General features: G+C 58.0%; 28 protein-coding genes. 13 read left to right on the top strand and 15 right to left on the bottom strand.

Translation table 11 applies throughout. The annotated features are described in order from the left end of the window. Window positions 1-10 precede the first annotated feature (10 nt). The 3 genes from ACR0E6_RS01295 to ACR0E6_RS01285 are packed head-to-tail and all read left to right on the top strand — an operon-like array spanning window position 11 to window position 1,311. The gene (locus tag ACR0E6_RS01295) at window positions 11-439 is read left to right on the top strand and encodes a YeeE/YedE thiosulfate transporter family protein (RefSeq protein ID WP_170633019.1); all 429 of its coding nucleotides are present in this window, start codon (window positions 11-13) and stop codon (window positions 437-439) included. Beyond that, a complete protein-coding gene (locus tag ACR0E6_RS01290) occupies window positions 439-870 on the top strand; it encodes a DUF6691 family protein (protein ID WP_480582186.1) in 432 nt (143 codons plus the stop codon). Before ACR0E6_RS01295 ends, ACR0E6_RS01290 begins: the two co-directional genes overlap by 1 nt. Before the next feature lie 9 nt (window positions 871-879). After that, on the top strand, window positions 880-1,311 hold the full coding sequence (locus tag ACR0E6_RS01285; RefSeq protein WP_480580410.1) for a protein tyrosine phosphatase family protein: 432 nt from the start codon (window positions 880-882) through the stop codon (window positions 1,309-1,311). 16 nt (window positions 1,312-1,327) lie between these two features. Here the strand turns inward: ACR0E6_RS01285 and ACR0E6_RS01280 are convergent, their stop codons facing one another. From ACR0E6_RS01280 to ACR0E6_RS01260, 5 genes are all read right to left on the bottom strand, one after another. Beyond that, window positions 1,328-2,413 (bottom strand): FliM/FliN family flagellar motor C-terminal domain-containing protein, encoded by a 1,086-nt coding sequence (locus tag ACR0E6_RS01280; RefSeq protein ID WP_480580407.1) that lies wholly within the window; start codon window positions 2,411-2,413, stop codon window positions 1,328-1,330. Window positions 2,414-2,491: 78 nt separating this feature from the next. Continuing rightward, window positions 2,492-5,170 (bottom strand): ATP-binding protein, encoded by a 2,679-nt coding sequence (locus ACR0E6_RS01275; RefSeq protein ID WP_480580404.1) that lies wholly within the window; start codon window positions 5,168-5,170, stop codon window positions 2,492-2,494. Then, window positions 5,170-5,478, bottom strand: coding sequence for a hypothetical protein (locus tag ACR0E6_RS01270; protein WP_170454080.1), 309 nt, complete (start codon window positions 5,476-5,478; stop codon window positions 5,170-5,172). Before ACR0E6_RS01270 ends, ACR0E6_RS01275 begins: the two co-directional genes overlap by 1 nt. Next, on the bottom strand, window positions 5,475-5,855 hold the full coding sequence (locus tag ACR0E6_RS01265; protein WP_170454082.1) for a response regulator: 381 nt from the start codon (window positions 5,853-5,855) through the stop codon (window positions 5,475-5,477). Before ACR0E6_RS01265 ends, ACR0E6_RS01270 begins: the two co-directional genes overlap by 4 nt. 78 nt (window positions 5,856-5,933) lie before the next feature. Continuing rightward, complete coding sequence (locus ACR0E6_RS01260; protein ID WP_480580400.1) at window positions 5,934-7,223, bottom strand: helix-turn-helix domain-containing protein; 1,290 nt, start codon at window positions 7,221-7,223, stop codon at window positions 5,934-5,936. A gap of 193 nt (window positions 7,224-7,416) precedes the next feature. Here ACR0E6_RS01260 and ACR0E6_RS01255 point away from each other — a divergent pair, with 193 nt between their 5' ends. The 4 genes from ACR0E6_RS01255 to aat all read left to right on the top strand — a co-directional run bounded on the left by ACR0E6_RS01255 (window position 7,417) and on the right by aat (window position 10,641). After that, entirely contained in the window at window positions 7,417-7,953 is a 537-nt protein-coding gene (locus tag ACR0E6_RS01255; RefSeq protein ID WP_480580397.1) for a LuxR C-terminal-related transcriptional regulator, read from the top strand. A gap of 150 nt (window positions 7,954-8,103) precedes the next feature. Continuing rightward, window positions 8,104-8,601 (top strand): acetyl-CoA carboxylase biotin carboxyl carrier protein, encoded by a 498-nt coding sequence (gene accB / locus ACR0E6_RS01250; protein ID WP_170520700.1) that lies wholly within the window; start codon window positions 8,104-8,106, stop codon window positions 8,599-8,601. Between the two features lie 9 nt (window positions 8,602-8,610). Continuing rightward, window positions 8,611-9,960, top strand: a complete 1,350-nt coding sequence (gene accC, locus ACR0E6_RS01245; protein ID WP_480580394.1) for an acetyl-CoA carboxylase biotin carboxylase subunit — start codon at window positions 8,611-8,613, stop codon at window positions 9,958-9,960. 48 nt (window positions 9,961-10,008) lie between these two features. Beyond that, entirely contained in the window at window positions 10,009-10,641 is a 633-nt protein-coding gene (gene aat / locus ACR0E6_RS01240; RefSeq protein ID WP_480580391.1) for a leucyl/phenylalanyl-tRNA--protein transferase, read from the top strand. Here the strand turns inward: aat and ACR0E6_RS01235 are convergent. From ACR0E6_RS01235 to ACR0E6_RS01210, 6 genes are all read right to left on the bottom strand, one after another. Beyond that, window positions 10,596-10,964 carry a DUF2155 domain-containing protein gene (locus tag ACR0E6_RS01235; protein WP_480580388.1) on the bottom strand — a complete coding sequence of 123 codons (369 nt, stop codon included), beginning with the start codon at window positions 10,962-10,964 and terminating at the stop codon, window positions 10,596-10,598. The genes aat and ACR0E6_RS01235 overlap by 46 nt on opposite strands. After that, window positions 10,961-11,413: an outer membrane lipid asymmetry maintenance protein MlaD gene (gene mlaD / locus ACR0E6_RS01230; RefSeq protein ID WP_170454095.1), complete on the bottom strand. Its 453-nt coding sequence runs from the start codon at window positions 11,411-11,413 to the stop codon at window positions 10,961-10,963. The genes ACR0E6_RS01235 and mlaD overlap by 4 nt, the downstream gene beginning before the upstream one ends. A gap of 12 nt (window positions 11,414-11,425) precedes the next feature. Next, window positions 11,426-11,809 carry an NADH:ubiquinone oxidoreductase subunit NDUFA12 gene (locus ACR0E6_RS01225; protein ID WP_170454097.1) on the bottom strand — a complete coding sequence of 128 codons (384 nt, stop codon included), beginning with the start codon at window positions 11,807-11,809 and terminating at the stop codon, window positions 11,426-11,428. Window positions 11,810-11,887: 78 nt separating this feature from the next. Next, on the bottom strand, window positions 11,888-12,250 hold the full coding sequence (locus tag ACR0E6_RS01220) for a RidA family protein (RefSeq protein WP_170454567.1): 363 nt from the start codon (window positions 12,248-12,250) through the stop codon (window positions 11,888-11,890). Window positions 12,251-12,436: 186 nt separating this feature from the next. After that, the gene (gene clpX / locus ACR0E6_RS01215) at window positions 12,437-13,705 is read right to left on the bottom strand and encodes an ATP-dependent Clp protease ATP-binding subunit ClpX (protein ID WP_170454099.1); all 1,269 of its coding nucleotides are present in this window, start codon (window positions 13,703-13,705) and stop codon (window positions 12,437-12,439) included. A gap of 135 nt (window positions 13,706-13,840) precedes the next feature. After that, entirely contained in the window at window positions 13,841-14,473 is a 633-nt protein-coding gene (locus ACR0E6_RS01210; RefSeq protein WP_170454101.1) for an ATP-dependent Clp protease proteolytic subunit, read from the bottom strand. Between the two features lie 348 nt (window positions 14,474-14,821). On the opposite strand from ACR0E6_RS01210, the gene ACR0E6_RS01205 reads away from it, so the two are divergent. Beyond that, window positions 14,822-15,163 carry a metalloregulator ArsR/SmtB family transcription factor gene (locus ACR0E6_RS01205; RefSeq protein ID WP_170454103.1) on the top strand — a complete coding sequence of 114 codons (342 nt, stop codon included), beginning with the start codon at window positions 14,822-14,824 and terminating at the stop codon, window positions 15,161-15,163. A gap of 61 nt (window positions 15,164-15,224) precedes the next feature. Beyond that, window positions 15,225-15,362, top strand: coding sequence for an entericidin A/B family lipoprotein (locus ACR0E6_RS01200; protein WP_170454105.1), 138 nt, complete (start codon window positions 15,225-15,227; stop codon window positions 15,360-15,362). A gap of 908 nt (window positions 15,363-16,270) precedes the next feature. Here the strand turns inward: ACR0E6_RS01200 and ACR0E6_RS01195 are convergent. The 3 genes from ACR0E6_RS01195 to lepA form a co-directional block, all read right to left on the bottom strand. After that, entirely contained in the window at window positions 16,271-16,720 is a 450-nt protein-coding gene (locus tag ACR0E6_RS01195) for a hypothetical protein (protein ID WP_170736980.1), read from the bottom strand. A gap of 151 nt (window positions 16,721-16,871) precedes the next feature. Next, window positions 16,872-18,566 (bottom strand): AIPR family protein, encoded by a 1,695-nt coding sequence (locus ACR0E6_RS01190; RefSeq protein ID WP_480580384.1) that lies wholly within the window; start codon window positions 18,564-18,566, stop codon window positions 16,872-16,874. Further along, on the bottom strand, window positions 18,567-20,366 hold the full coding sequence (gene lepA, locus ACR0E6_RS01185; RefSeq protein ID WP_480580381.1) for a translation elongation factor 4: 1,800 nt from the start codon (window positions 20,364-20,366) through the stop codon (window positions 18,567-18,569). An 87-nt stretch (window positions 20,367-20,453) separates the two neighbouring features. Here lepA and ACR0E6_RS01180 point away from each other — a divergent pair, with 87 nt between their 5' ends. The 3 genes from ACR0E6_RS01180 (at window position 20,454) to ACR0E6_RS01170 (ending at window position 23,074) form a co-directional block, all read left to right on the top strand. Beyond that, window positions 20,454-21,584 carry a hypothetical protein gene (locus tag ACR0E6_RS01180; protein WP_480580378.1) on the top strand — a complete coding sequence of 377 codons (1,131 nt, stop codon included), beginning with the start codon at window positions 20,454-20,456 and terminating at the stop codon, window positions 21,582-21,584. Window positions 21,585-21,747: 163 nt separating this feature from the next. After that, complete coding sequence (locus ACR0E6_RS01175; RefSeq protein ID WP_170632997.1) at window positions 21,748-22,056, top strand: hypothetical protein; 309 nt, start codon at window positions 21,748-21,750, stop codon at window positions 22,054-22,056. 64 nt (window positions 22,057-22,120) lie between these two features. Then, window positions 22,121-23,074 (top strand): LysR family transcriptional regulator, encoded by a 954-nt coding sequence (locus ACR0E6_RS01170; protein ID WP_480580375.1) that lies wholly within the window; start codon window positions 22,121-22,123, stop codon window positions 23,072-23,074. Here the strand turns inward: ACR0E6_RS01170 and ACR0E6_RS01165 are convergent. Then, window positions 23,071-23,514 carry a low molecular weight protein-tyrosine-phosphatase gene (locus ACR0E6_RS01165; RefSeq protein WP_480580372.1) on the bottom strand — a complete coding sequence of 148 codons (444 nt, stop codon included), beginning with the start codon at window positions 23,512-23,514 and terminating at the stop codon, window positions 23,071-23,073. The two genes, ACR0E6_RS01170 and ACR0E6_RS01165, sit on opposite strands and share 4 nt — an antisense overlap. A gap of 28 nt (window positions 23,515-23,542) precedes the next feature. On the opposite strand from ACR0E6_RS01165, the gene ACR0E6_RS01160 reads away from it, so the two are divergent. Continuing rightward, window positions 23,543-24,235 (top strand): NAD-dependent deacylase, encoded by a 693-nt coding sequence (locus ACR0E6_RS01160; protein WP_480582184.1) that lies wholly within the window; start codon window positions 23,543-23,545, stop codon window positions 24,233-24,235. Window positions 24,236-24,272: the final 37 nt, after the last annotated feature.

The raw sequence follows: 24,272 nt of genomic DNA, 5'->3' as shown, positions 1-24,272 counted from the left end.
TCAATCGAACATGACGACGGCTTGGGTGATGGGCTTGATCGGCGGCGTGCTGATTGGCCTTGGCGGCGCGGTATACCTGTTGGGCAATGGCCGCATCATGGGGGCCAGCGGCATTTTGGGTGGACTGGTCGATGGTAGTGCGCGCAACGAAGCGGTCGAGCGTTTGGCTTTCCTCGCCGGGGTGATCGGGATGCCCTTGCTGCTGCGGCCATGGATCGCACCGGGGGCCGAAACGCATTTGACCGGCAATCTGGTGCTGGTGATTGCAGCGGGGCTGTTGGTGGGTGTCGGTACGCGCATTGCCAACGGCTGCACCTCGGGGCATGGCGTGTGTGGCATTTCCCGGTTTTCAATGCGTGGGATCGTGGCCACGTTGATTTATATCGCAGCAGGCGGGCTGACCGTGCTGGGCCTGCGGCATATTCTGGGGATCGCATGATGCGGGTATTGATCGCAGCACTTGCCGGGTCCCTGTTTGGCATTGGTCTTCTGATCTCTGGCATGACCGATACGACTAAAGTGCAAGGCTGGCTGGACGTTTTCGGGGATTGGGACCCGACCCTTGCCTTTGTGATGGGTGGTGCGATCCTGCCAATGATCCTTGCATGGCGTCTGACGACCGGACGGCATCCCATAGCCGGCGGCGAGTTTCCGGCCCCGACGCGCGCCGAGTTTGACCGGCGGTTAATTGTGGGCTCGATCTTGTTCGGGATGGGATGGGGCATGGTGGGACTGTGCCCCGGTCCGGCGCTGGCCTCGCTCAGCTTTGGCGGCAGCGGCGGGGTGGTGTTTCTGCTGGCCATGATCACGGGAATGTTCCTCGCCCCTCACGTGGGGCCACAGCTAGACAGGGCTGCAAACGCGGCCTAAGGAATTGGCATGGAGATTCGACCTATTACCCCCCGCTACGCCGTCTCACCCCAGATCACGGTCGAGGATGTACCGGCCATCGCCGAAGCCGGTTTCGTCAAGGTGATCTGCAACCGTCCGAATGCCGAAGTTCCGGCTGACATGCAGTCGGATGCAATCGGCGAAGCCGTGCGTGCAGCGGGTCTGGAATATGAAGTTCTGGAACTGACCCATCAGACCATGACACCTGAAAACGTGTCGCGTCAGCGCGACATGGCCGAGACCTGCAGCGGACCGGTGCTGGCTTATTGCGCGTCCGGTACACGCTGCTCGGTCGTCTGGGCGCTTGGGCAGTGCGACCGGATGAGCACGGATGAGATTCTCTCCGCGACAACCAACGCGGGCTATCAGCTGGAAAACCTGCGCCCAGCCCTGGATCAAATTCGCAACAACGCAGAGTGATGTTGCGGCCCTTCGGTCACATCGGATCTACGCCATCATCCGGGCCGGTCAGGCCCGCCAGTTGCGAGATTTCCGCGACCATCTGATCTGAATCCGCAAATGATAGATCGGTGTCCAGCGGGTCGGGAATTTCGGCGACATTGGGGTATGGGGTGACATCCACTGCGTCAGCGTCCCGGTTCGGCGTTCCGGCGCGGCTTGCGATGAAGTCTTGTGCTTCAATATCGGACAGGGCGGGCAAAGCTGCGTGTTCATTGATGCGAACGGCCCGCAGACCGCCACTTTGCCCAAGTCGCCCCACTGCAGCCCGCGTGCGATCGATCGCCAGAACCTCGGTGCGATCAAGACGGGCCCGTTCCAAGGGTAAAACGTCGCCAATCCCCAGCGCTGACAAATCGGACAGCGGCACATTCATACGGCACAGCACGGCGTTCAACTCGGCCCGCACAACGCCCGAGGATTGCTCAAGGCGTGCCCCCGCATCCGGTTGCGCTCCGGCATCCTCTTCGACGTCGCAGGGGCGTTGGGGCAACAGGAATGCGATATGGCCCTGCCGGACCCCTCCGGCCAGATCGATTGTCAGTTCGAAACCGCAATAGACCTCTTCCACCAGTGTCAGGCAAAGCGACCGCAAATCCCCGGCGCGGGCCATGTACTCGTAACCGGTCAGGTCGACCTCTTCCTCTGCCATCTCGGCCAGTTCTGCAGCCTTGACCAAAGCCTCTTCCACCAAAGGTGCGACCATTGCCGCATCGGTGTTGGTGAAGGCGCGCGCCTCGGGCGGTGTGGGGGTGAGCTGTCCAATCGTCTGGGTCTGCACAATTGCCGACACAGTGTTCGGGTCCAGACAAGCTGCGGCAACCCCGTCAGGACCCCGGAAGAACAACAGCAACCAATCGTCGCCCACATCCGCAACCAGATCGGTAGCGGGCTGGTTGGACTGTTTGGCCCCGATAACTGCCAAGGGCAGGTTCAGCCGATCCGCTGCGGCCCGCGCAAAACCCAGACGCAAGGCCCGCAGAATCGAGCGGGGCCGGTTCTTCAAATCCTCTCGTCCCACCGAAAGCTTGCGCGCCAATGCCGCGTTCACAGTCTGTGCCATGCCCAAAGTTCACCAATTTGTCGTGTCCCTGACCATTGGTGTAACCCGCCGAGTGTTACGAAGTTCTTTAGACGGTCCTTATTGCGCCGCCTGCTGATAGGCCAGCGGCAGGTTGACACGGAACGCGGCCCCGCCCTGCCCCGGCAGATAGGTGATCTCGCCCCCCAGTCGCTGCATGATCTCGCGGCAGATTGCCAGACCCAGCCCTGCGCCCCCGGCCTTGTCGGCGCCGACACGGGCGAATTTCTCGAACACCAGCGATTGCGCCTCGGCGGGGATGCCGCCGCCGTTGTCGATGAAATCAATCACCAGGCGCCCACCGACATCATGGGCCGAGATGGTCAGAACAGGCTCGTCCGCATCGCAGTATTTTTGCGCGTTCGAGATCAGGTTGATAAACACCTGCCGCAGCCGGTCCAGATCCGTATGCAGTGCAAAGCGTTCGGACGCCCGGCTGCGACGCACGGTCAGGTCCTTGTTCGATCCAGCCAACGCACTGGACACAGCGCGATCCAGGATCGAGCGCAAAGTCCCCTCGCCCATGTTCAGATTGACCTGCCCGTTTTCCAGAACGCTCAGATCCAGCAGGTCGTCCAACAACCGGGTGAGCCGCAGCGCTTCGTCATGAATGATCGCCGCATAGCGCGTTTGCTCTTCGGCGCTCAGCCCCTCGGTGTCGCGCATGATCTCGGAAAACGCCCGGATCGACGTCATCGGCGTACGCAATTCATGGCTGACCTGGCTGAGGAAGCTGTCCTTCTGTTCAGACACCAGCGTCAGCTTTGTGTTCGCTTCACGCAGTTGACGGGCGGTACGGCTCAGCTCGGCCGACTTCATTTCCAACTGGCTGGAATATTCAAGCAACTGAGCGGATTCGTCGGCCACAGCCAGCAGATCCTCGACCGACACCGACGCGCCACCGACGATCTGGCCAATCATCGCATGGGCCGTCGCCGCCCCGACGGAACCGCTGAGCTCGCGCTCAAGCCGGTTCAGAAAGCCCGGCGTCGGTTCGGGCATGTGCGAACGGGCCCCTTGTTGTTCTGCTTCGGCCAGAAAGAACTCCTGCGCGGGACCTGTGCCCAGAATCCGCTGGGTCATGATCATCAGGTCTTCGCTTTGCGCCACCGATCCGGTCCACCCGCGCGGGGCGACGGAATGGTCAAAGACGTTGACGAACTGCGCGCCTTGCAGGCGTTCCAACGGGCTGGGAAAGCTGAGCAGCGAGGCAACGCAGAAGGCGATTGTGTTCAGGGACATGGACCACATCACGGTGTGGACCATCGGGTCCATTCCTTCGATGCCGAACATCGCCTGCGGGCGCAGCCAGCTGATCCCGAACGGCCCGTTGTCCAACACCGACTGCGGCATCCAAGCCCCGCCCATCCCGGGCAGAAGCAGCGTGTAAATCCACAGCACAAACCCGACCGACAGCCCGACCAAAGCGCCCGTCCGCGTCGCCCCCCGCCAGAACAGACCACCGACCAGAGCGGGCAGAATTTGTGAGATACCGGCGAAGGCGATCAACCCGATCGAGGCCAGCGCCGCGCCACCCCCGGACAGGCTGTAGTAGAAATACCCCAGCGCCATGATCACCGCGATGGATACGCGCCGCGCCATCAAAACGATGTTGCGCACATCGCCTGAAACCGAGCCCGCGCTTTCATGGGTATTCAGCCAGATCGGCATGACCACATGGTTCGACACCATCGTCGACAAGGCCATGGCCGTCACGATCACCATCGATGTGGCCGAGGAAAACCCGCCGATAAAGGACAACATGGCCAGCCAGTCATTGCCCTGAGACAGCGGCACCGTCAGAACAAACAAATCCGGGTTTGATCCGGGCGGCAACAGGTCCAGCCCGACGACAGCGATGGGCACGACAAACAAGCTCATCAACAGCAGATACAGCGGAAAGGCCCAGGCGGCGGTTCTCAGGTGGCCTTCGTCGTCGTTTTCCACGACCATGACCTGAAACATCCGTGGCAGGCAGACGAAGGCGGCGGCAGACAGAAAGATGAAGGTGGTCCAGCGCCCGGCATCCACATGCCACTGGCCAATCTCGGACGCATCAATCTTGTCCATCATCGGACCGATGCCGCCAGCAATGCCCCAGACAACGAAGACGCCAACCGCAATCAGGGCAAACAGCTTGACCACGGATTCAACCGCAATCGCCATGACCACGCCATGGTGGCGCTCATTCGCATCCAGATTTCGGGTGCCAAACAGAATGGCAAAGACGGCCAGCCCGGCGGCAACCCAGAACACGTTCGACCCGCCACGATAGAGGCCCGAGGGATCAGCCTCGACAAAGATCGAAAAGGACAGCGTGATCGACTGAAGCTGCAGGGCGATATAGGGCGTGCCGCCCAGAACGGCCAGAATGGTGACGCAGACCGCCAGCGTATTGGATTTGCCGTAGCGCGACGACAAAAGGTCCGCGATGGATGTCACCCGCTGGCTGCGCCCGACGCGGACCAGTTTACGCAATCCCCACCACCAGCTGACCATCACCAGCGTCGGGCCCAGATAGATCGTCACATATTCCAACCCGGATCGGGCTGCGTTGCCGACCGCACCATAAAACGTCCAGGCGGTGCAGTAGATCGACAGAGACAGTGTGTAGATCAGAGGTGAGCGTAGCCACTTCCCCTTCCCTGCCGCAGCCATTCTGTCGGCGGCAAAGGCAACGCCGAACAACAGCACCACATAGCCCAAACTGACCAGAATCAGGATGTTGAGCGTCGCCATCACTCGGCGTCCGCGTCAAAGTCGCCGCGCATGCCCAGACGACGGGCGGTCAGGCCAAAGATCAGGCCAACGGCGATCAGAAACCCCCAGCAGATGAAGATGTAGAACATCGCCGAGGACAACGGCACCGCCTGATCCCCAGACGCCCGGTCAGGCCACAGCAACGGAATCGCCAGCAACGCGGCCCCCATGAAAGGCAACAACCGCGCCGCGTCGGTCAGCCTGCGGCGGCGATAGCTTTGGCGTCCCAGAAACAGCGAGGGGCGCGTGCCTTTTGGCTTGGGGTCTGTCTCTTCCGGGGGGCTCATAATCGGGATGCCTGCGCGTGCAGATCCCGCACCGCAGTCAGCACCTCTGCATTGGAAAAGGGTTTGGTCATGAAGCGGCTGACACCCGCATTCTCGGCCATTTCCCGATCCCTGGATTGTCCGCGCGCGGTCAGCATCAGGATCGGCAGGCTTTGCATGTCGTCCAGGTCTCGCAAGTCGCGCAGAATATCCATGCCACTTTTCCCGGGCAGCATGACGTCCAGAATCACAAGGTCCGGGTTCGCTGCCCGGATCACCTGAACGGCGTCTGCCCCATCGGCATGTGTTTCAACCTGCCACCCTTCGCGGGTCAGCAGAAATCGGATTGCCTCAGCTATGTTCGGCTCATCCTCGATCAACAGAACCTTGCGGCTCATATTTGCAGTTCCTCCCCATGGCAACTGGCGCACAAAGCCTGCTGCCACCGCCAGATTAAGCGCTCAGTCAGGATACTGTCAAAAGCCTTCGTTTAGAATCGAAGGCTCGCGCCGGGATGCACAGTCTTTGCTGGGGCACACCCGACAGTTTGCCCCAACCCGGGTCGAGGCGACACCCTGTACCCCATCCCCGACCGGGCGCACCAACATCGCCGAGCGATAAGCAGGGTCCTGATCGTATCCGGGCGTTGAATGAAGCCAGGCATAGGCGTGGCATTCAAATTCAGCCGAACTGCGCCCAAGCTGCGCGATCTGCTTTCGAACCGGTACCAAGGGACGGCTTAACGCGGTGAACAGCGGCCATAACGGGCAGGCCTCTCCATGTCGCGGCAGAACAAAACCGGGAAGCGGCTTGAAGAACAGGATGCTGCCGGATGCGTCGCACAGAACCAACCCGGCCGGGCGGTGCAGTACACTTTCCGGCAGAAAGGCCAACCGCCGCAGAACCGTTGCAACATCGACCGAGAACAGGCGGGCCAGTTCGATTGGGTCCGGCTCTTTCTCCTCCATCAGCTTTTTAAGCTGGGCAAGCGGCATCGCCCTTGCGTCCTGTGCGCACAGGTCCAGAACCTCGCGCGCCACGGTGCGCGCGGCGGTTGTGTTCAGCCCGTCCAGATTGACATCGGCGGACCCGCCCTCCTCGAGTTCGGGGAAACTGTAACCGCGTGCAGCAAAATGGCTTTCGACCTCCTCCAAGGGTACGCCCCGCGGGTCCGTGGCCGAGTCGCTTTCGTCCAGATAGGTCACCAGCGCCTTGGAGCTGTCGGCCAACCGCTCGGCATCCTGATGAAGGTTCTTGTGAAACCGCTCCTGCCACTCGGCATCAATGTCCTGCGTGTCCGCCAGAATGCCCGCCGTCGAGCGAATCGCGGCTGCCGTCGACAGAACCTCGTGCATCGCGGCCGCCAGATGCGGGTCGTGGGTCAGGCGGTCTGACAGGGTTTCCACCGTGCGCTCTAACGAGATCACCCGCTGATGCATTTGCGCCAGGACACCCGCCCAGCCCGGAAAGCGCCCGGCGAATTCCTCAAGCCCGTCAACCTCAGCCTCTTGCCCGACCGCATCAACCGCCGCCTCTCGCAAGGCCGAGATCAGCGTAGCCTCGATCCCCTGCGTCAGCAGCGATGGCTCAACCGCCAGTGCCCCGGCAATATCGACCAGCAATTTGCCCCCGATCCGGCGGCGATTGTGCTCGATCAGGTTCAGGTAGGACGCAGAAATTCCGACACGACGCGCCAGTTCAGCCTGCCGCAGCCCGGCAATCTGGCGCCGTTCACGTATGCGGCTTCCGGTAAGAGTGTCGCGCATAGCTCCACCTCCTGAGCGTTGCGAATGATCCAGTTGTTTTCAGATTATTCTATTTTTTGCATTCAGTTAAGTCGTACTTTTCACTATGGATTTACAGCTTTGACACCGACGGCAAAAAGCACGATGGCGCAGAATATCCGGCGACTGCGCAAGGCCCCTTCTAATCCGCCTCAATTCCCGGCACGATAAGACCATGAGCGACCCCGCATTCGAATACGCCCCCATCGGTCTGGTTGAACTGGAAAACCGGATCATCCGGCGGTGCAATCTGCAATTCGCACGCACCTTCGGGGGCGAGGAAGTCGATTATCGCAACATGCCGCTTTTGCATCTGTACCCTTCGGTCGCTGATTGGGAACGGATCGGGGAACGCAGCCTGCAGGTGATGCGCAGCACCGGCTATTATACCGACGAACGGGTGATGCGGCGGCGCAATGGCGATCTGTTCTGGTGCCGGGCGCGTGGACGGTCTCTGACACCCGACGACCCGTTTCGCCATGGAATCTGGAGCTTTTCCGATATCTCCGAAGAACGTCCCCTTGTCGAGTTGACCGTGCGCGAACGCGAGGTCGCAATCCTGTCCTGCCGGGGTCTTTCGGCAAAAGAAATCGGCATGGAACTGGGGCTGAGCTACCGCACGATCGAGGCCTATCGCGCCCGCCTGCTTGAAAAATTCGGGGCGCGCAAACTGCCGGAACTGGTGGCGAAACTGTCAGGCATGCCCCTGTGACGCGAAACTGCCTGTGCAGCAGGGGCAAAAGGTTCGTTTTCTCCTGTCAGACTGCGCTTTTCATGACCGGTCGCTTGGCTTATAACGCTGCGTAATCATACCAAAGCCCGCGCGAACAGACGGGCCAAAGGGGAACCGTCGAGGACACTCATGACAGATACCAAACACGAAGCGGATGTGGCGTTCATCAAGGCACTGGCCGAATTGCTGCGCGAAAACGACCTGACCGAACTGGAAGTCATGCGCGAATATGGCGACGACGACAGCCTGAATGTCCGCGTCAGCCGTGCAGCTCAGGCGGTTGCCGCCCCGGTGCAGGTTGCCGTTCCTGCGGCTGCACCCGTCGCACCCGTTGCCGCAGCAGCCCCGGCCGCCGCCGAAGCCCCCGCCGCACAGGAAGATCCGGCCAGCCACCCCGGCGCTGTGACGTCACCCATGGTCGGCACGGTCTACATGCAGCCCGAACCTGGCGCGCCTGCCTTTATCTCGGTTGGTGCGTCCGTGTCCGAAGGCGACACGCTGCTGATCGTCGAGGCGATGAAAACCATGAACCACATTCACGCGCCCAAATCGGGCACCATCAAGCGTGTTCTGGTCGGCGATGGCGACGCTGTGGAATTCGGCACCCCTCTGGTCATCATCGAGTAAGGCGGGCCCATGTTCGACAAGATCCTGATTGCCAACCGAGGCGAGATCGCCCTGCGCGTCATCCGCGCCGCGCGCGAGATGGGGATTAAGACGGTCGCCGTGCATTCGACCGCCGACAGCGACGCGATGCATGTGCGCATGGCCGACGAATCGGTGTGCATCGGTCCTCCGCCCAGCCCGCAAAGCTATCTGTCGGTGCCCGCAATCATCTCGGCCTGTGAGATTACCGGCGCGCAGGCGATCCACCCCGGCTATGGCTTCCTGTCCGAGAATGCCGAGTTCGTGCAGATCGTCGAAGACCACGGCATCACCTTCATCGGCCCCACCGCTGAACATATCCGCGTCATGGGCGACAAGATCACCGCCAAGGACACGATGAAGGAACTGGGTGTGCCTTGTGTTCCCGGCTCGGACGGTGGCGTTCCCACGCTGGAAGACGCCAAACGCATCGGTGAGGAGTTTGGCTATCCCGTCATCATCAAGGCCACCGCAGGTGGCGGCGGGCGCGGCATGAAAGTCGCGATGAACGCTGCCGAGATGGAAAGCGCCTTCATGACCGCGCGTGCAGAAGGCAAAGCCGCCTTTGGCAATGACGAGGTCTATATCGAGAAATACCTGACCACGCCGCGCCATATCGAGATTCAGGTCTTCGGCGACGGCAAAGGCAACGCCGTCCATCTGGGCGAACGCGACTGCTCGTTGCAGCGCCGCCACCAGAAAGTGTTCGAAGAGGCCCCCGGCCCCTGCATCACTCCCGAAGAACGCGCAAAGATCGGCAAGGTCTGCGCCGATGCGGTCGCCAAGATCAACTATATCGGCGCGGGCACCATCGAGTTCCTGTATGAAAACGGCGAGTTCTATTTCATCGAGATGAACACACGCCTGCAGGTGGAACACCCGGTGACCGAGGGCATCTTTGGCGTCGATCTGGTGCGCGAGCAAATCCTTGTCGCGGCAGGTGAGCCGATGTCCTTCGGTCAGGACGATCTGGAAATCAATGGCCACGCCATCGAGGTTCGGATCAACGCCGAAAAGCTGCCCAACTTCTCGCCCTGCCCCGGCAAGATCACCGCGTATCACGCGCCGGGTGGCCTGGGTGTTCGGATGGATTCGGCGCTGTATGACGGCTATTCGATCCCGCCCTATTACGACTCGCTGATCGCCAAGCTGATCGTTCAGGGCCGCGACCGGGCCGAGGCTCTGGCCCGTCTGGACCGCGCTTTGGGAGAGTTGATCGTAGACGGCATCGACACCACCGTGCCGCTGTTTCACGCGCTGTTGCAGGAACCCGACCTGCATAGCGGCGACTATAACATCCACTGGCTGGAGCACTGGCTTGCGGAGAATATGGGCGAATAAAGTCGCAAGGCCGGACGGATCCACCCCTCCGGCCTTCGGGCATATCCGATGAGCCTGACCCCCGAACTTCTGCTGCATGGATATTCCATCGGCATTTTCCCGATGGCCGAACATCGGGATGACCCGGACCTGTTCTGGGTCGACCCGAAACTGCGGGGCGTGTTCCCGCTGGACGGGTTTCACATCTCACGCAGTCTGGCCCGGCGTATCCGCAATTGCGGTTTCGACGTCACTATCAACCGGGATTTTGCCACAGTCGTCGACGGCTGCGCCGACAGGGCCGACACCTGGATCAACGCCGAACTGCGAGATCTCTATAGCCAGCTACATCAGGCCGGCCACGCGCATTCGCTTGAAATCTGGGACCATGACCAATTGGTCGGAGGCGTTTACGGGGTTGTTCTGGGCGCAGCTTTCTTTGGGGAAAGCATGTTTTCGCGCCGCACCGATGCCTCAAAAATCGCCCTTGCCTATCTGGTCGATCGGCTTCGCCAAACCGGGTTTCAACTGTTCGATACCCAGTTTCTGACGGCCCACCTTGCCTCACTCGGGGCAATCGAAATACCGCGCAGCCGCTACAGGAAAGCACTGGAAGATGCGATAAACGCCAGCGCCGATTTTACGGCCCCGATAACTCAGTCGGCCGACGGTGTGATACAGCGGATCACCCAGACGTCATAGCGCGCGTGATCCAATGCGTTCAGCGCGGGCGACGTGGCGATCATCCAACCATCAAACAGCTGATCGGCTTTGCCGGTTTCCCAGATCGTCAGATAGGCAAAGGCATCGCCCGTCGGGTTGTCCGCCGGATAGCGGCAATCCCCTAGTGCGACGTCCAGACCAAACACCGGCTGAGTCTCGCCGCTTTGCATTTCGACATCGACCGTCTGACCGTTGACCTTGTCCAGGCCACGCAGCATCGCCCCGGGCCCGGATTCAACCTTCTGCTGTGCCGCCGCGCCGGTCGCGCAGAGCAGCAGAGCGGTCAGCGCCAGCCCCCTCATTCGCCGCCGTCTCCGGCAACGAATTTGACCAGCAACGAGATCAGGCTGACCGCGCCCTGTGTGTCCTCAATCTCGTCCCCTGGCTCAAAAAAGAACGGAGAGCCGCCGGGCATCACCTCGACAAAGTTGCCACCCAGCAACCCCTCGGACGAAATCACAATGGCGCTGTCATCGGGCACCAGAATGCCGTCAGAAATCGTGAAGGTCGTGTCCGCACGGTACGTGTCCGCGTTTAGTTCAACACCGGTTACGGTGCCGATCTTGACGCCAGCCAGACGGACATCGGTGCCAACACCAACCCCTTCGAGCGAGCGGAAGGACGCGCCCAGCTCGTAACCAGTGCCGCCCTGGGACAGGCCGGTCGATTGGCTGGCATAAACGCCAAATGCTACGGCAACGGCCAATACGGCGCCACCGACAAAAACTTCGGTCCAATTATGGGTCGACATTGCTCGCCTCTGTTATTCGGGGCTCCAGGCCTCGTAATCTTTGCGCTCGACCGGATCAGGCCTGCGCAACGATCCTGCCGGAGTGTATGCCAATGCAGTGCCCGTCAGGTTTTCCTGATGCGGCTTTTCCCAGGATTTGTGGGGCAGCGGCTTGTCGGTCGGCGGCTCATCCCAAGTCCGGTGCAACCAACCGTGCCAGTCCGGATCAACGCGGCTCGCCTCTGCCTCACCGTTGAAAATCACCCAGCGTTTGCTGTCATCCGCATTGCGGTAAAACACGTTGCCTTCATTGTCTTCACCAACTTTGACACCTTTGCGCGCTGTATAAAGTTTCGTGTTCAGGGTCGCCCCGTTCCACCAAGTCACAGCCTGCAAAAGAGTGTTCAGAAGTCCCATAGGTGATCTCCGGCGTGTTCGTCAGGCAAGATATGACCGAAAGGCGGGCAAAGGTCCAGTACCACCCGCGTGACTGCGTCACTCGGGCAAGAATGCCGTCACTTCGATTTCAATACGGTATTTCGGATCGATCAGACCACACTCGATCATCGTCGCCGCCGGAGGGTTTGCGCCAAAGGTTTCGGCCAGAATGGGCCAGCAAGGTTCAAATTCATGACGATCCGGCAACATGTAGGTGACGCGAACAACGTCTGAGAATTCCGCTCCGGCCTCTGCCAGTGCTTTTTCTATGATGGACAACGCAGACCGGCATTGTGAGACAACGTCATCTCCCTGCCCGACGGTCCCGGCAACATGTACCCAACCACCTGCAACCACGGCGCGGCAATACCCGGCCTTGGCTTCGAATTCGCCACCTGAAGAAATACGTTTCACTGCGATCCACCGTACCGAGAACTTAAAAGGACTCCACCACGCAAACCGGATTCATTGCGAGGCTCTGCCTCGCGCTCCGAGATATTTTTAGCCAGATGAAGAAAGGATCCGCACTTCTTCTGTTTCAAAATACCTCGGGGGAATCGTGGCTTGCCACGATGGGGGCCGAGCCCCCCTGAACCGTCGCTTGGGTTAACCTGCGGATGCAGATTCCGGTGCTGCATCTGCGTAAATGATCAGGGGCTGCGCGTCCGAACTGACCGCCTCTTCATTGACGACAACTTCGGTCACGTTCTTCATGCCCGGCAGCTCGAACATCGTATCCAGAAGAATATCCTCAAGGATCGACCGCAGTCCCCGCGCGCCCGTTTTGCGTTCGATCGCTTTCTTGGCAATCGCCTTCAGCGCATCGTCCGTAAAGCCAAGCTCGGCATCTTCCAGTTCGAACAGGCGCTGGTACTGCTTGACCAGAGCGTTCTTGGGCTTGGTCAGGATGGTGACCAGAGCATCTTCGTCCAGATCTTCCAGCGTCGCCAATACCGGCAGACGGCCGACAAATTCCGGGATCAGGCCAAATTTCAGCAGATCTTCAGGCTCGAGATCCTTGAAAATCTCACCCACGCCGCGGTCATCATTGTCACGCACATCGGCGCCAAAGCCCATGGCCGAACCCTTGCCACGTTGCGCAATGATCTTGTCGAGCCCCGCAAAGGCCCCGCCACAGATGAACAGGATGTTCGTGGTGTCCACCTGCAGGAACTCCTGCTGCGGGTGCTTGCGCCCCCCTTGCGGCGGAACGCTGGCCACGGTGCCTTCCATCAGCTTCAACAGCGCCTGTTGAACACCTTCGCCGGAGACGTCGCGCGTGATCGAGGGGTTCTCGGACTTTCGGGTAATCTTGTCGACCTCGTCGATATAGACGATACCGCGCTGCGCGCGCTCGACATTGTATTCGCTGGCCTGGAGCAGTTTCAGGATGATGTTCTCGACATCTTCACCCACGTAACCGGCTTCGGTCAGCGTGGTTGCGTCCGCCATGGTAAACGGTACATCCAGAATACGCGCCAGAGTCTGTGCCAAAAGCGTCTTACCGCAGCCCGTCGGGCCGATCAGCAGGATATTGGACTTGGCGAGTTCAATATCGCTGCCCGCTTTCTGGGCGTGGTTCAGACGTTTGTAGTGGTTGTGCACCGCCACGGACAGCACGCGCTTGGCGGTGGCCTGACCGATCACGTAATCGTCCAAAACCTCGCAGATATCCTTGGGCGTCGGCACACCATCGGATGACTTCAGCCCGCTGGCTTTGGTCTCTTCGCGGATGATATCCATGCACAGCTCGACACATTCATCACAGATGAAAACGGTCGGTCCTGCGATCAGCTTGCGCACCTCATGCTGGCTTTTTCCACAAAAGCTACAGTAGAGCGTGTTTTTGCCGTCACCGCCTGAATTCGTCGCCATGATCTACCTTTCGGGCTTCGTCCCTGCGCCCCTGTCTGCCGGGGCGCCCTTGCGCATGTTCGTGCAGCTTAGGCCAGCACTGTGGCGGCTACAATCTCAAAATGACCCCCGCGCGATGGGCGCGGGGTCCGTCTCTTAGGCCTCTTCCGTGTCCATCTTGGCACGGTTTTCAACGATCTCGTCGATGTGGCCCCATTCTTTCGCCTCTTCCGGGCTCATGAAATTGTCACGATCCAGCGCCTTTTCAACCGCCTTTTTGGTTTGGCCGGTATGACGCACGTAAATGTCATACAGACGATCCTTCAGCTTTTGCGTCTCGGCCGCGTGGATCATGATATCGCTGGCCTGGCCCTGATAACCACCACTGGGCTGGTGCACCATGATCCGGCTGTTGGGCAGAGAGAACCGCATCCCCTTTTCACCACCGGCCAGCAGAACCGACCCCATCGAGGCCGCCTGACCGATCACCAGCGTCGAACATTTCGGCTTGATGTACTGCATTGTGTCGTAGATCGACAAACCGCTGGTCACCACACCACCCGGCGAGTTGATGTAGATCGAGATTTCCTTGTTGGGGTTTTCCGCCTCAAGATGCAGCAGCTGGGCCACGACCAGATGGCTCATCCCGTCATGGATCGGACCGTTGATAAAGATGATCCGCTCTTTCAGCAGACGCGAGAAGATGTCATATGCGCGCTCGCCCCGGCTGGTCTGTTCGACCACCATGGGGACAAGCGTATTCATGTAGGTGTCTACTGGATCGAACATTCGTAACCTGCCTGATTTGCTATGGTTCGGGAGACTATCCCAACAAGTATTACCCGAGTCTTAGTGTCGCCACTGGGGGGCTGCAAGGGGGGCTGCAAACATCGGCCCCCGATTGTGGAATTGTTGGTGGTTTGCGACGGCTGACATGCCTGAAACCGACCTGTTCCGCGAATGCCTCTGGATCATAAGGGACAAGGGTTACGATAAATTCCCCTTACATTCATCACGACATTTTGATTCATGCATATAGGAAAATACGTCCAAACTACGTAACGGAGTGTTTCGCACGCAAAGCACTTATGGAATGAAAACAACGCCCGCTCATCGGGCCTGCAAGGAAAAGAAGTGATGGCCCTTCCCCAGCTATCTTCGGACATGACTCGAGATGATCTAGACCGAATGGTCGACAATGCGACCCGCGCCTCAAACTTTCTGAAGGCGATCAGCCACGAAGGTCGGTTGATGATCCTGTGTCATCTTGTGTCCGGCGAAAAATCTGTAACCGAACTGGAAGAGTTGCTGTCCGCCCGTCAGGCCGCCGTGTCGCAACAATTGTCCCGGCTGCGGTTGGAAGGTCTGGTCTTGCCGCGACGCGAGGGCAAAGCCATTTACTACCGGCTCGCGGATGATCGCCCCCGCAAGATGCTGGAAACCGTCTACGAACTGTTTTGTCAGGACGACGTTGCCTAACGCTGGCCCGTCGTTGGAAAAGGTGCTACCGAACACAGGATCGAGCACTAAGGAGACAAGCATGATCCGCGCAATTCTGATTGGCCTGAGCCTGTTTGCACTGACCGCCTGCGAAACAGCCAAAGGCGCTGGCAAAGACATTGAAAAGGCCGGAGACGCGATCCAGAACGCCGCGACCGACGTTCAGGAAAGCATCTGACACGCCCAGCATATTGCGGGGTCGCGTAGAATTGCATCAACATATTGTTGAAAACCTGATCCGAAGGCGCTAGGCTGACAGGCACAGGTGCATAGACGCGGCATTGCATTTCTGGCGTTAAGACGGGGTTCTTTCGTGCGAACGAAAGAACCCCGTTGCCATTTGCGGGGGTCGTAAGTGGTAGCCTGTATGGAACCTTGATCCTGAATAGGAAAAGGCGTCAGGTGCGCAGACGCGGTCTTTGCATGCATCCTTTCGGACACTCCTGACGCCTTACCGGTCCGACTTGCCCCGAGGGGTGCGTCGATCCAGTTGCCTCAGCCCCTTGCGAAACTGTGGCTGCCGCTTTGAACCCGAAGGCCATCGCAGCGCGCCTGAACCGTTTCAAACGCTGACCTATCACCACTGGGCGGACACCCAACACTGACCGATCACCGCCTGGCAAACCTTTGCAAACTAAGCCAAATCCTAAGATCTACTCAACTTTCTCCGGCCACCTTGGCCCTTGCGCCCCGCCGCCCTATCCGAAGAAGTGCTGCGGTAGTAAGACTGTTACATTGCGCCCTTTATCCGGCAAGAAAATAGCACTGCAGCATGGAAATTAGACGGGGATAACCTGTTGATATCTGGCTGGAGTGCGATGTGGATAAATCGAGAAGTTTTGCAACCGCGCAGGCTTGGTGCCGGAAAAGTCGAAACACCGGGCACAGGTCCAAAAATCGCCCGATGCTGCAGGTGCGAACTTGAAAACAAACGGTCTCGCAGCCGAATCCACCCCCAAACCGCCCCGAATCGAACGACTCGGGGCCGTTGATCTGAGAAGCGCTCCGACCTGACCTTAGCTACCTATTACAGGCCGCCGGAATGGACGGCAGGTACCCCCTACATGCGATCAGGCCGAAAACGCTTCAGTTCACCTGTCGTTCCAGAACGGTGCTGTAGGTCGTTCCGGTCCGCAGGCTACGGAAATCCGCATAGATCCTGCCATCCTCATACCGCGCATCGATCAGCGCGTTCACACCGACGGCTGGCTCGGCCGAGCTTTCGACGATCCCGATCTTGCCCGAGCCGTCCTGACTGATCGAACCGGTCGCCTCATACAACGTCCAGTCATCCATCGCATTGCGCCGCCACATGCTGGGCCCCCAGAACACGTTCTCCTGCTGCGTCTGGATCTCCAGCACCCATTCCGACTGGTTGAACCGAGGCGCATCGCCCGTGGCCGCGTTTGACGGCGACACGGTGGTCTGGCTGGCCGTCCAGGTGCCGCGCAGATCGGGCGTGGTGTCGGCAGCCGCGCTGCCAAGGGCGAGGGTCGAGGCCAAAGCGGCCGCTCCGGCAGTCATATATCTGGTCATGGTCTCTCCTCCGTCAGATCGTGGCCGTCAATGGCCTTGTCGAACAGATTGGGAGGGGGAGAGGCGGTTACAACTTACCTAAAGGAAACTTAACGAAGGGTTTGAGACGCTCTTCCAGTGCTTTATTAGCCCTACGGCTAATTCTCAAACTCTATCCGTATTCCCTTTGCAAATTAGAAAAAATATTCTGTGTAAGAGACTGCCCCTTTAAAACATCTCTAGAAATATCTGGATCAGGGATTGCCACCTCAATAATTCTAGAAAGCTTAGAAAAGCTTTCATCTGTAGAAGCATTGAACAAGTTTGCTATCTCATCGAAAAGGTCGGCTCTTCGGGCTTTAGTAAGCCTGCAGTATTGCGATATAGCAGTAAGAATATGCCACCGGAGTTTCGAATATCGAGTATCTAACCGTCTATTTGAAGTCAGGATTTTGACTCGATATAACGCAAAGCACGAAGAGTAATATGCATTCTCAGGGACATCCCGACTATAGACTTCGTTTAGTAGCTCTGCAGTGAGGCGATTGGGGTATCGACTCGAAATGTCAGGTCGCAGCAGGCCGGTCGCAGCATAACATCGAGCTGTTTCTCGAACGTCGAACAATCTCAGCGCCGGTACATTTTCGTTTCTGTATTGGCCCTTTCGTCTCTCAAAATACAATCGGTTAGCATCCGAACCACCCTTAGCGACAAAATAAGTCTCGATTGTCCTCAAAAACGCGAGTGTTGAAGCAAATTGAGCGTCTTCGACCTTAGATTGCCGATTTGTTGCTCGGACGATGTCGTCAACTATTTCCGCATCATCGGCCTTCACCAATTTCACCATTAGCGACACGCTATTATCAATAAGATGATCGAAATTAATCAACATATTCGAGGTTTGACAGCCATTTACGATCTGAAAGTCGCGAATAAAGATATTTTGTCCAGCGGGCCTAACCTCGGGGGCGACAATTGTAATACCATTATTCATTAATCCAAATCGTGATTTTCTTTCTTCGTTATTTAAGGTTTCGGCAATCTCGGAATTGACGTCAGCGTCGATGCCAAGGAAGTCCCGGACGTTTTCTTCAAACAGCCTCTTCCTATGCGCACCTGCTTCATCCTTAAGAACTTTATCTACGAAGTTTCTTGCGCTAACTGTTGCGACATACGCATCAGTTACATTTGGGACTTCTGGAAACGGCGCATATCCGATAGTTGGCAAGGTAGCCTCAATACTACCACTTGAACTCAACCACAACGAATGGATCTCATTTCTGTCGATTGGATCAAACGACAAGCTTTGAAAAAGGCCCGTTCTTTTAAAGGTCTCATAGCCGACATCAAAGGCAGCTTTTATCTCCACCGCCTGAGGTGTATCTCCTGCAGAAACAAAGAAAGCACTGAGCGTGGGCAATCCGCCTCGAACTCTCCCAATATTCTTAAAAAGCTCTAGAAAAACGTCTCTAAAGTTCTTGAGATATTCCGAGTGAGGTTGAGCGGGGTTTTCTGAAAGTAGGTCAACTGAGTTGGCGACGAACGAATCAATTTGCATCTTATTCCAAGATTCCGAACTCTTTACTTGGACAAGAACGATTCTTACATCAAACTCTCGTTTGGTTGACGCCATTATTTCCATTAGCTCTTCGACTGAGGAAATCAAGCGATCATCCAAGAAAACTAACGCACCATCAACACCTGGGTCATCACCTTCATAAATCAACTCAAGAGGGTCTATTGAATCGGCGGAAAACTTGGAAAACACACAAAAGTTCCCAAATGCTTCGAAGGCTTTTGTTGGCTCCAGTGACAACTGATTTTTTTCAACAAAAGAATCGAAGTACGACTTTGTTACAAGATGCATTTAACTGTCCATTTTCAACGCAGAGATGAATGCCTCCTGCGGGATATCAACCTTTCCAAACTGGCGCATCTTCTTTTTGCCAGCTTTTTGTTTATCCAAGAGTTTTCGCTTACGTGTTGCATCCCCGCCATAACATTTCGCGGTCACGTCTTTGCGCAGGGCCGAGAGGGTCTCGCGGGCGATGACCTTGCCTCCGATGGCGGCCTGGATCGGGATTTTGAACATATGGCGCGGAATCAGGTCTTTCAGCTTTTCGCACATCGCCCGGCCCCGCATCTCTGCCCGGTCGCGGTGAACCATGGTCGACAGCGCATCGACCGGCTCGTCATTCACCAGCACCGACATCTTGACCAGATTATCCTCGGAATAACCGGTCATCTGGTAGTCAAAGCTGGCGTAACCTTTTGTTACGGATTTCAGGCGATCATAGAAATCGAACACAACTTCGTTGAGGGGAAGGTCATAGACAACCATCGCGCGTGAACCCGCATAGGTCAGGTCCAGCTGAATGCCGCGGCGGTCCTGACACAGTTTCAGCACGTCGCCCAGATACTCGTCCGGAACAAGAATGGTCGCCTTAATGCGCGGTTCTTCAAGATGATCGACCTTGGACAGGTCCGGCATGTCGGCTGGATTGTGCAGCTCGATCATCTCACCGTCTTTCATGTAGACGTGATAGATCACCGACGGCGCCGTTGTGATGAGTTCGATATTATATTCGCGCTCAATGCGGTCGCGGATGACCTCAAGGTGCAGAAGGCCCAGGAAACCGCAGCGGAAGCCAAAGCCCAGCGCGGCCGAGGTTTCCATTTCGTACGAGAATGAGGCGTCGTTCAGCGCCAGTTTCTCAATCGCGTCGCGCAGATCTTCGAACTCGGCGCTGTCCACGGGGAAGAGGCCGCAGAACACCACCGGCTGCGCAGGTTTGAAGCCGTCCAGCGCAACTTCGGTGCCGTTGCGATCATTGGTGATCGTGTCGCCGACGCGGGTGTCGCGGACCTGTTTGATGGATGCGGTGAGAAACCCGATCTCACCGGGGCCGAGGCTGTCGACCATCTCCATCTCGGGCCGGAACACGCCGACGCGGTCGACGTGATGCAGGGTGCCGTTCGACATGAACTTGACCCGCATCCCCTTTTTCAGCGTGCCGTCCATAATGCGGACCAGAACGATGACACCCAGATAGGCGTCGTACCACGAATCTACCAGCATCGCCTTGAGCGGCGCATCCACGGTGCCTTGCGGCGCGGGCAGATGGGTGACGATGGCCTCGAGCGTCTCATGGATGCCCTGCCCCGTCTTGGCGCTGACCTGAATGGCGTCGGTCGCGTCGATGCCGATCACATCCTCGATCTGTTCGGCCACGCGGTCACAGTCAGAGGCAGGTAGGTCGATCTTGTTCAGCACCGGCACGATTTCATGATCGGCGTCGATGGCCTGATACACATTCGCCAGCGTCTGCGCCTCAACCCCTTGGGTCGAGTCCACGACCAGCAGCGAGCCCTCAACTGCGCGCATGGACCGGCTGACCTCATAGGCAAAGTCCACGTGGCCGGGGGTGTCGATCAGGTTCAGCACGTATGCCTCGCCATTATCGGCGGTATAGTCGATGCGAACCGTGTTGGCCTTGATGGTGATGCCGCGTTCACGCTCGATATCCATGCTGTCGAGCAACTGCTCCTTCATGTCGCGATCCTTGACCGTTCCGGTCTCTTGGATGAGCCGGTCAGCAAGGGTGGATTTGCCATGGTCGATATGCGCGACGATGGAGAAATTGCGGATATGAGCGAGGTCTGTCATGGGTTGGGGATATGTAGAGGAATCGTGGGTTGGTCAAGGTGGCACGTTTAGTGTCTGGGAACGCCAATCCTCTGCGATGAGATAGCGATGGTCGAAGTGGAAGATTTGGAGCAGCTCAGATTGGCACTTGAGCGCCACTCAATAGACAAGTGCATCGAAGTTGCACTTCGAGCGGCCTTTAGGAATTTCACCCCTCCAAACCTGAGCGGCAACATCGATGCGAGTGAGAAGAATGTTTTTCCGTACGGGCGACTATTGCTGCAGGCAGTTGTCCATTCTCGGTTTCATTGTATCGAGTCCAAAAACGCATTGAATCAAACCATAGCTCACCTAATCGCACGTGAACGTTTCATAGGGCAGTCATCAGCATATCTCGCAGCCATTGCCACGCTTAACCGTGACAGTACTAGTGCAATAGAGACTATCGAAAGCGTAGCAGTATCATTTGCGTCAGAGGCTGATCAGGAGCAATTCCTGTTTGGCCAAACTCCTAGAGATTTCTCAACTCGGCATGCTTATGATGCTGCATTTGCATTACTGTTAAACACAAGCCTTGCCGACTCGCGTATCCCAAAGGGAGATGCATTCGATCGACCACTTTGGAATGACACTGTCGATTTCAAAGTGCCTTTGGATCAGCGCATCAACTACAGCGAGTATTTTCATGGGCAGAGGTTCGCATTCTGGCGTGAGTGGCATCACGGGTTTTTAGTTGGAAAGCCGCTAGACTGGCAGCTTCAAAGAAGGATCGCATTAATCAGCGAAGATATCTGGAGCTCCGGGCTAGATGCCGTCGCCCTTGAAATCGAACAAATTCGGGCTCGCTGGGATGTTGAAACAGCCCTCAAAGGCTTAGACGACGACCCTTATTCCAGAACCTCTGCGCGCCACGGTATCGGAGGGAACAACCCGCCTGAGAGCATTCAAGATGAGCTTTTGGTTGGTTCGATTTCGTTGATCTGGGAAGCAGAGAAAGAACTCTCGACCGCCTTAGAAGATGAAAATCCTACTCGCGAGTGGATCGAGGCGATCCTAGCTAAGTTCAAATCTGGGTTGGCAAGCTTTATCAGGTGGTGTGCAGGCAAAGGCGATCTTGCGGTCGACACATTGATCAAGTGGGGTATTCCTGCGACCGGAGCGGGATATGCTGCCAAGTATCCCGAAAAAATCGAGGGGCTGATCGAAGCAATTGAACGGTGGCTGCCGTATCTATCGTAAGCGGCGCCGGGCCGAAGCCCGGCCTACGGGTGGGGTGTTTCCGACTCGTGTATTCGCTTTTCCCAACAACCCAATTGATCCGCTCCCCTGTTTGATTCATACTCCGCCGCAGACCGAGAGGGGCACAAGACCCCTCCGGGCAGGCAAAAAACGAGGCTCGAGTATGAAACAGTTCCTCTTAATCGCATTTTGTGCGACGTCGCTGACGGCATTTGCGCCGACTGTGGACGCGTCCCAGATCAAACGGGCATGTCTGGCGTCAGATCGTCAGGCGGCGACGCGGGATCGGTGCAGTTGCATTCAACGCGTGGCGGATCAGGCGTTGACGCGCAGCGATCAGAAAACCGTCTCGAAATGGTTCGAAGACCCCCATCAGGCGCAGGAATTGAAGATGTCGCGCACGGCGCGCGATGATGCGTTGTGGGATCGGTATCAGAACTTCGGCCAAATGGCGCAGGCAATCTGTAGCTAAGCGCTTCCTCTTCTTGACCTGACGCCCGCTGCCCCTCAGAAAAGGCGCAGCGAAAGGACGTTGCATGGTAATGAAAGGGTTGACCCTGCGCGGTCTCGAAGTGTTCGAGGCGTTGGCGCGGACGGGATCGGTGGCGCAAGCGGCCGAGATCACGGGGCTCAGCCAGCCCTCGGTCAGCCAGCAATTGCGCAATCTGGAAAAGGCGTTAGGCACCGATCTGGTGGATCACGGGCGGCGGCCCATGCGTCTGACGCAGGCCGGGCGCAGCTTTCTGTCGCGGGCCGAAGCGGTTCTGGCCGAGCTGCAAATGGCGCAAAGCGAGTTGACCGTGATGGACTTGGGGCATCTGACCACTCTGTCCATTGGCCTGATCGACGATTTCGACAATGACCTAACGCCACGGCTGGCCACCTTGCTGGCCGACAGCCTGACCCGGTCGAAATTCAAGCTGATCACCCTGCCCAGTCTGGACCTGTTTGCCGAGTTGGACGCCCAGCGCCTGCATCTGGCGGTCTCGGCCCATAGCGGCGAGGTGCTGGAAGGTGTGGTCGAATACCCCCTGGTTCAGGATCCGTTCATTCTGGTGGCCCCTAACGGCGCAGGCTCAGCGGATGCCGTTGTGCAGAAGCTGCCATTCCTGCGCTATGCGCGCGAGCAACTGATCAGCCGCCAGATCGAAAGCCATGTGGCCCGACAACAGATGGAGTTCGAGGAACGGTTCGAGATCGGCTCGCATCTGGCGCTGATGGCCATGGTCGCGCGAGGGTTGGGCTGGGCGATCACGACACCGCTGGGCTATATGCGCGCGACGCGGTTCCATGATGATCTGCAGGCCCATCCGTGCCCGTTTGGCGCGTTTTCCCGGACAATCTCGCTGTTCACGCGGACCGATTGGTCCGATCAGGTTCCGCAAGAGGTCGCCGGGATGATGCGGCGTCTGATGCAAAGCCAGATCATCGATCCCGCCATGGCGAAACTGCCGTGGTTGAGCGGTCAGTTGAAGGTGATGGACGGCTAATCGCCCAAATGGTCCAAAAGGCCGTCAACCGCGACCTCGATCAAATCCAAAGCCCCGTCGAAATCCCGCGTGTAGTAAGGGTCAGGCACGTGATCCGCCCCTGTCTGAGGTGCAAAATCGGTGAGCAGCCGTACAGGGGTTTCATTGCCTGAAGGACGTAGGGCTTCAATATCGGCGATATTGTTCGCGTCCATCCCTACGATCAGATCGAACCGGTTAAAATCTTCGGCCAAGAACTGGCGCGCGCGCAGATCGCTCAGGTCGATGTTGCGCGTGCGGGCGGTTTCTTGCATCGGGCCGTACGGCGGGCTGCCGATATGCCAGCCCGAGGTTCCGGCACTGTCGGACTTGTATTGAGGGGCACGGGCGCGAAACACGCCTTCGGCCGCAGGGGACCGGCAGATATTGCCCAGACAGACAAAGAGGATACGGTGTGTCATGACTCATCTCATAACGCGCCGAGGACATATGGAAAAGATCGTCATTTTGACCGGGGCCGGTATTTCCGCCGAAAGCGGGCTCAGCACGTTTCGCGACGAAGATGGGCTTTGGGCGCAGCACCGGATTCAAGATGTCGCAACGCCCGAAGCCTTTACCCGCAATCCGGCCCTGGTTCAGGGGTTCTACAACGCTCGCCGTGTTCAAGCCGCGCGGGTGCAACCCAATGCAGCCCATCACGCTCTGGCCCGGCTACAACGGGACTGGCCCGGCGAGGTCGTGATCGTGACGCAGAACGTCGATAGCCTGCATGAGGCCGGAGGGGCCGAGGGTGTCATCCACATGCACGGCCTTTTGGCCGGTGCGCTGTGCGCCTCTTGCGGACATCGCTGGACCGCGCCGCCCGAGATGGCCGTGGCCGAGCCCTGCCCGGCCTGCAACGCCCCTGCCGCGCGGCCCGATGTGGTCTGGTTCGGCGAGATGCCCTATCACATGGATGACATCTTCGGCCATCTGGCGACAGCCTCGATCTTTGCCGCAATCGGAACATCCGGCCAGGTCTATCCCGCCGCTGCTTTTGCGAGCGAGGCGCAGGCGTTCGGGGCGCATACGATCGAGATTAATCTCGAACCCACAGACAACAGCTTTGATGACAGGCTGGTCGGCAAGGCAACCGAAACTGTGCCGCTATGGGTTGATCGGCTGTTACAGGCCAAGACATAACAAACCATCGATAAGCGGACCACATAACCAAAGCGAG

The sequence above is a fragment of the Ruegeria sp. AP12 genome (genome assembly GCF_056540025.1).
The sequence above is the reverse complement of the archived record's forward strand: the minus strand, read 5'-3'. Positions and strand labels throughout refer to the sequence as shown.

Bases quoted from the DNA above. Each gene is read 5' to 3' on its own strand.
- ACR0E6_RS01255 (WP_480580397.1), top strand. From the start codon at position 7,417: ATGAGCGACCCCGCATTCGAATACGCCCCCATCGGTCTGGTTGAACTG.
- ACR0E6_RS01260 (WP_480580400.1), bottom strand. From the start codon at position 7,223: ATGCGCGACACTCTTACCGGAAGCCGCATACGTGAACGGCGCCAGATT.
- lepA (WP_480580381.1), bottom strand. From the start codon at position 20,366: ATGACAGACCTCGCTCATATCCGCAATTTCTCCATCGTCGCGCATATC.
- ACR0E6_RS01175 (WP_170632997.1), top strand. From the start codon at position 21,748: ATGAAACAGTTCCTCTTAATCGCATTTTGTGCGACGTCGCTGACGGCA.
- ACR0E6_RS01225 (WP_170454097.1), bottom strand. From the start codon at position 11,809: ATGGGACTTCTGAACACTCTTTTGCAGGCTGTGACTTGGTGGAACGGG.
- ACR0E6_RS01210 (WP_170454101.1), bottom strand. From the start codon at position 14,473: ATGTTCGATCCAGTAGACACCTACATGAATACGCTTGTCCCCATGGTG.
- ACR0E6_RS01190 (WP_480580384.1), bottom strand. From the start codon at position 18,566: ATGCATCTTGTAACAAAGTCGTACTTCGATTCTTTTGTTGAAAAAAAT.
- ACR0E6_RS01270 (WP_170454080.1), bottom strand. From the start codon at position 5,478: ATGAGCCCCCCGGAAGAGACAGACCCCAAGCCAAAAGGCACGCGCCCC.
- ACR0E6_RS01275 (WP_480580404.1), bottom strand. From the start codon at position 5,170: ATGGCGACGCTCAACATCCTGATTCTGGTCAGTTTGGGCTATGTGGTG.
- ACR0E6_RS01205 (WP_170454103.1), top strand. From the start codon at position 14,822: ATGGCCCTTCCCCAGCTATCTTCGGACATGACTCGAGATGATCTAGAC.
- ACR0E6_RS01235 (WP_480580388.1), bottom strand. From the start codon at position 10,964: ATGAGGGGGCTGGCGCTGACCGCTCTGCTGCTCTGCGCGACCGGCGCG.
- accC (WP_480580394.1), top strand. From the start codon at position 8,611: ATGTTCGACAAGATCCTGATTGCCAACCGAGGCGAGATCGCCCTGCGC.
- ACR0E6_RS01165 (WP_480580372.1), bottom strand. From the start codon at position 23,514: ATGACACACCGTATCCTCTTTGTCTGTCTGGGCAATATCTGCCGGTCC.
- ACR0E6_RS01295 (WP_170633019.1), top strand. From the start codon at position 11: ATGACGACGGCTTGGGTGATGGGCTTGATCGGCGGCGTGCTGATTGGC.
- ACR0E6_RS01160 (WP_480582184.1), top strand. From the start codon at position 23,543: ATGGAAAAGATCGTCATTTTGACCGGGGCCGGTATTTCCGCCGAAAGC.
- ACR0E6_RS01280 (WP_480580407.1), bottom strand. From the start codon at position 2,413: ATGGCACAGACTGTGAACGCGGCATTGGCGCGCAAGCTTTCGGTGGGA.
- ACR0E6_RS01195 (WP_170736980.1), bottom strand. From the start codon at position 16,720: ATGACCAGATATATGACTGCCGGAGCGGCCGCTTTGGCCTCGACCCTC.
- ACR0E6_RS01180 (WP_480580378.1), top strand. From the start codon at position 20,454: ATGGTCGAAGTGGAAGATTTGGAGCAGCTCAGATTGGCACTTGAGCGC.
- mlaD (WP_170454095.1), bottom strand. From the start codon at position 11,413: ATGTCGACCCATAATTGGACCGAAGTTTTTGTCGGTGGCGCCGTATTG.
- ACR0E6_RS01285 (WP_480580410.1), top strand. From the start codon at position 880: ATGGAGATTCGACCTATTACCCCCCGCTACGCCGTCTCACCCCAGATC.
- ACR0E6_RS01265 (WP_170454082.1), bottom strand. From the start codon at position 5,855: ATGAGCCGCAAGGTTCTGTTGATCGAGGATGAGCCGAACATAGCTGAG.
- accB (WP_170520700.1), top strand. From the start codon at position 8,104: ATGACAGATACCAAACACGAAGCGGATGTGGCGTTCATCAAGGCACTG.
- ACR0E6_RS01290 (WP_480582186.1), top strand. From the start codon at position 439: ATGCGGGTATTGATCGCAGCACTTGCCGGGTCCCTGTTTGGCATTGGT.
- ACR0E6_RS01170 (WP_480580375.1), top strand. From the start codon at position 22,121: ATGGTAATGAAAGGGTTGACCCTGCGCGGTCTCGAAGTGTTCGAGGCG.
- ACR0E6_RS01200 (WP_170454105.1), top strand. From the start codon at position 15,225: ATGATCCGCGCAATTCTGATTGGCCTGAGCCTGTTTGCACTGACCGCC.
- aat (WP_480580391.1), top strand. From the start codon at position 10,009: ATGAGCCTGACCCCCGAACTTCTGCTGCATGGATATTCCATCGGCATT.
- clpX (WP_170454099.1), bottom strand. From the start codon at position 13,705: ATGGCGACGAATTCAGGCGGTGACGGCAAAAACACGCTCTACTGTAGC.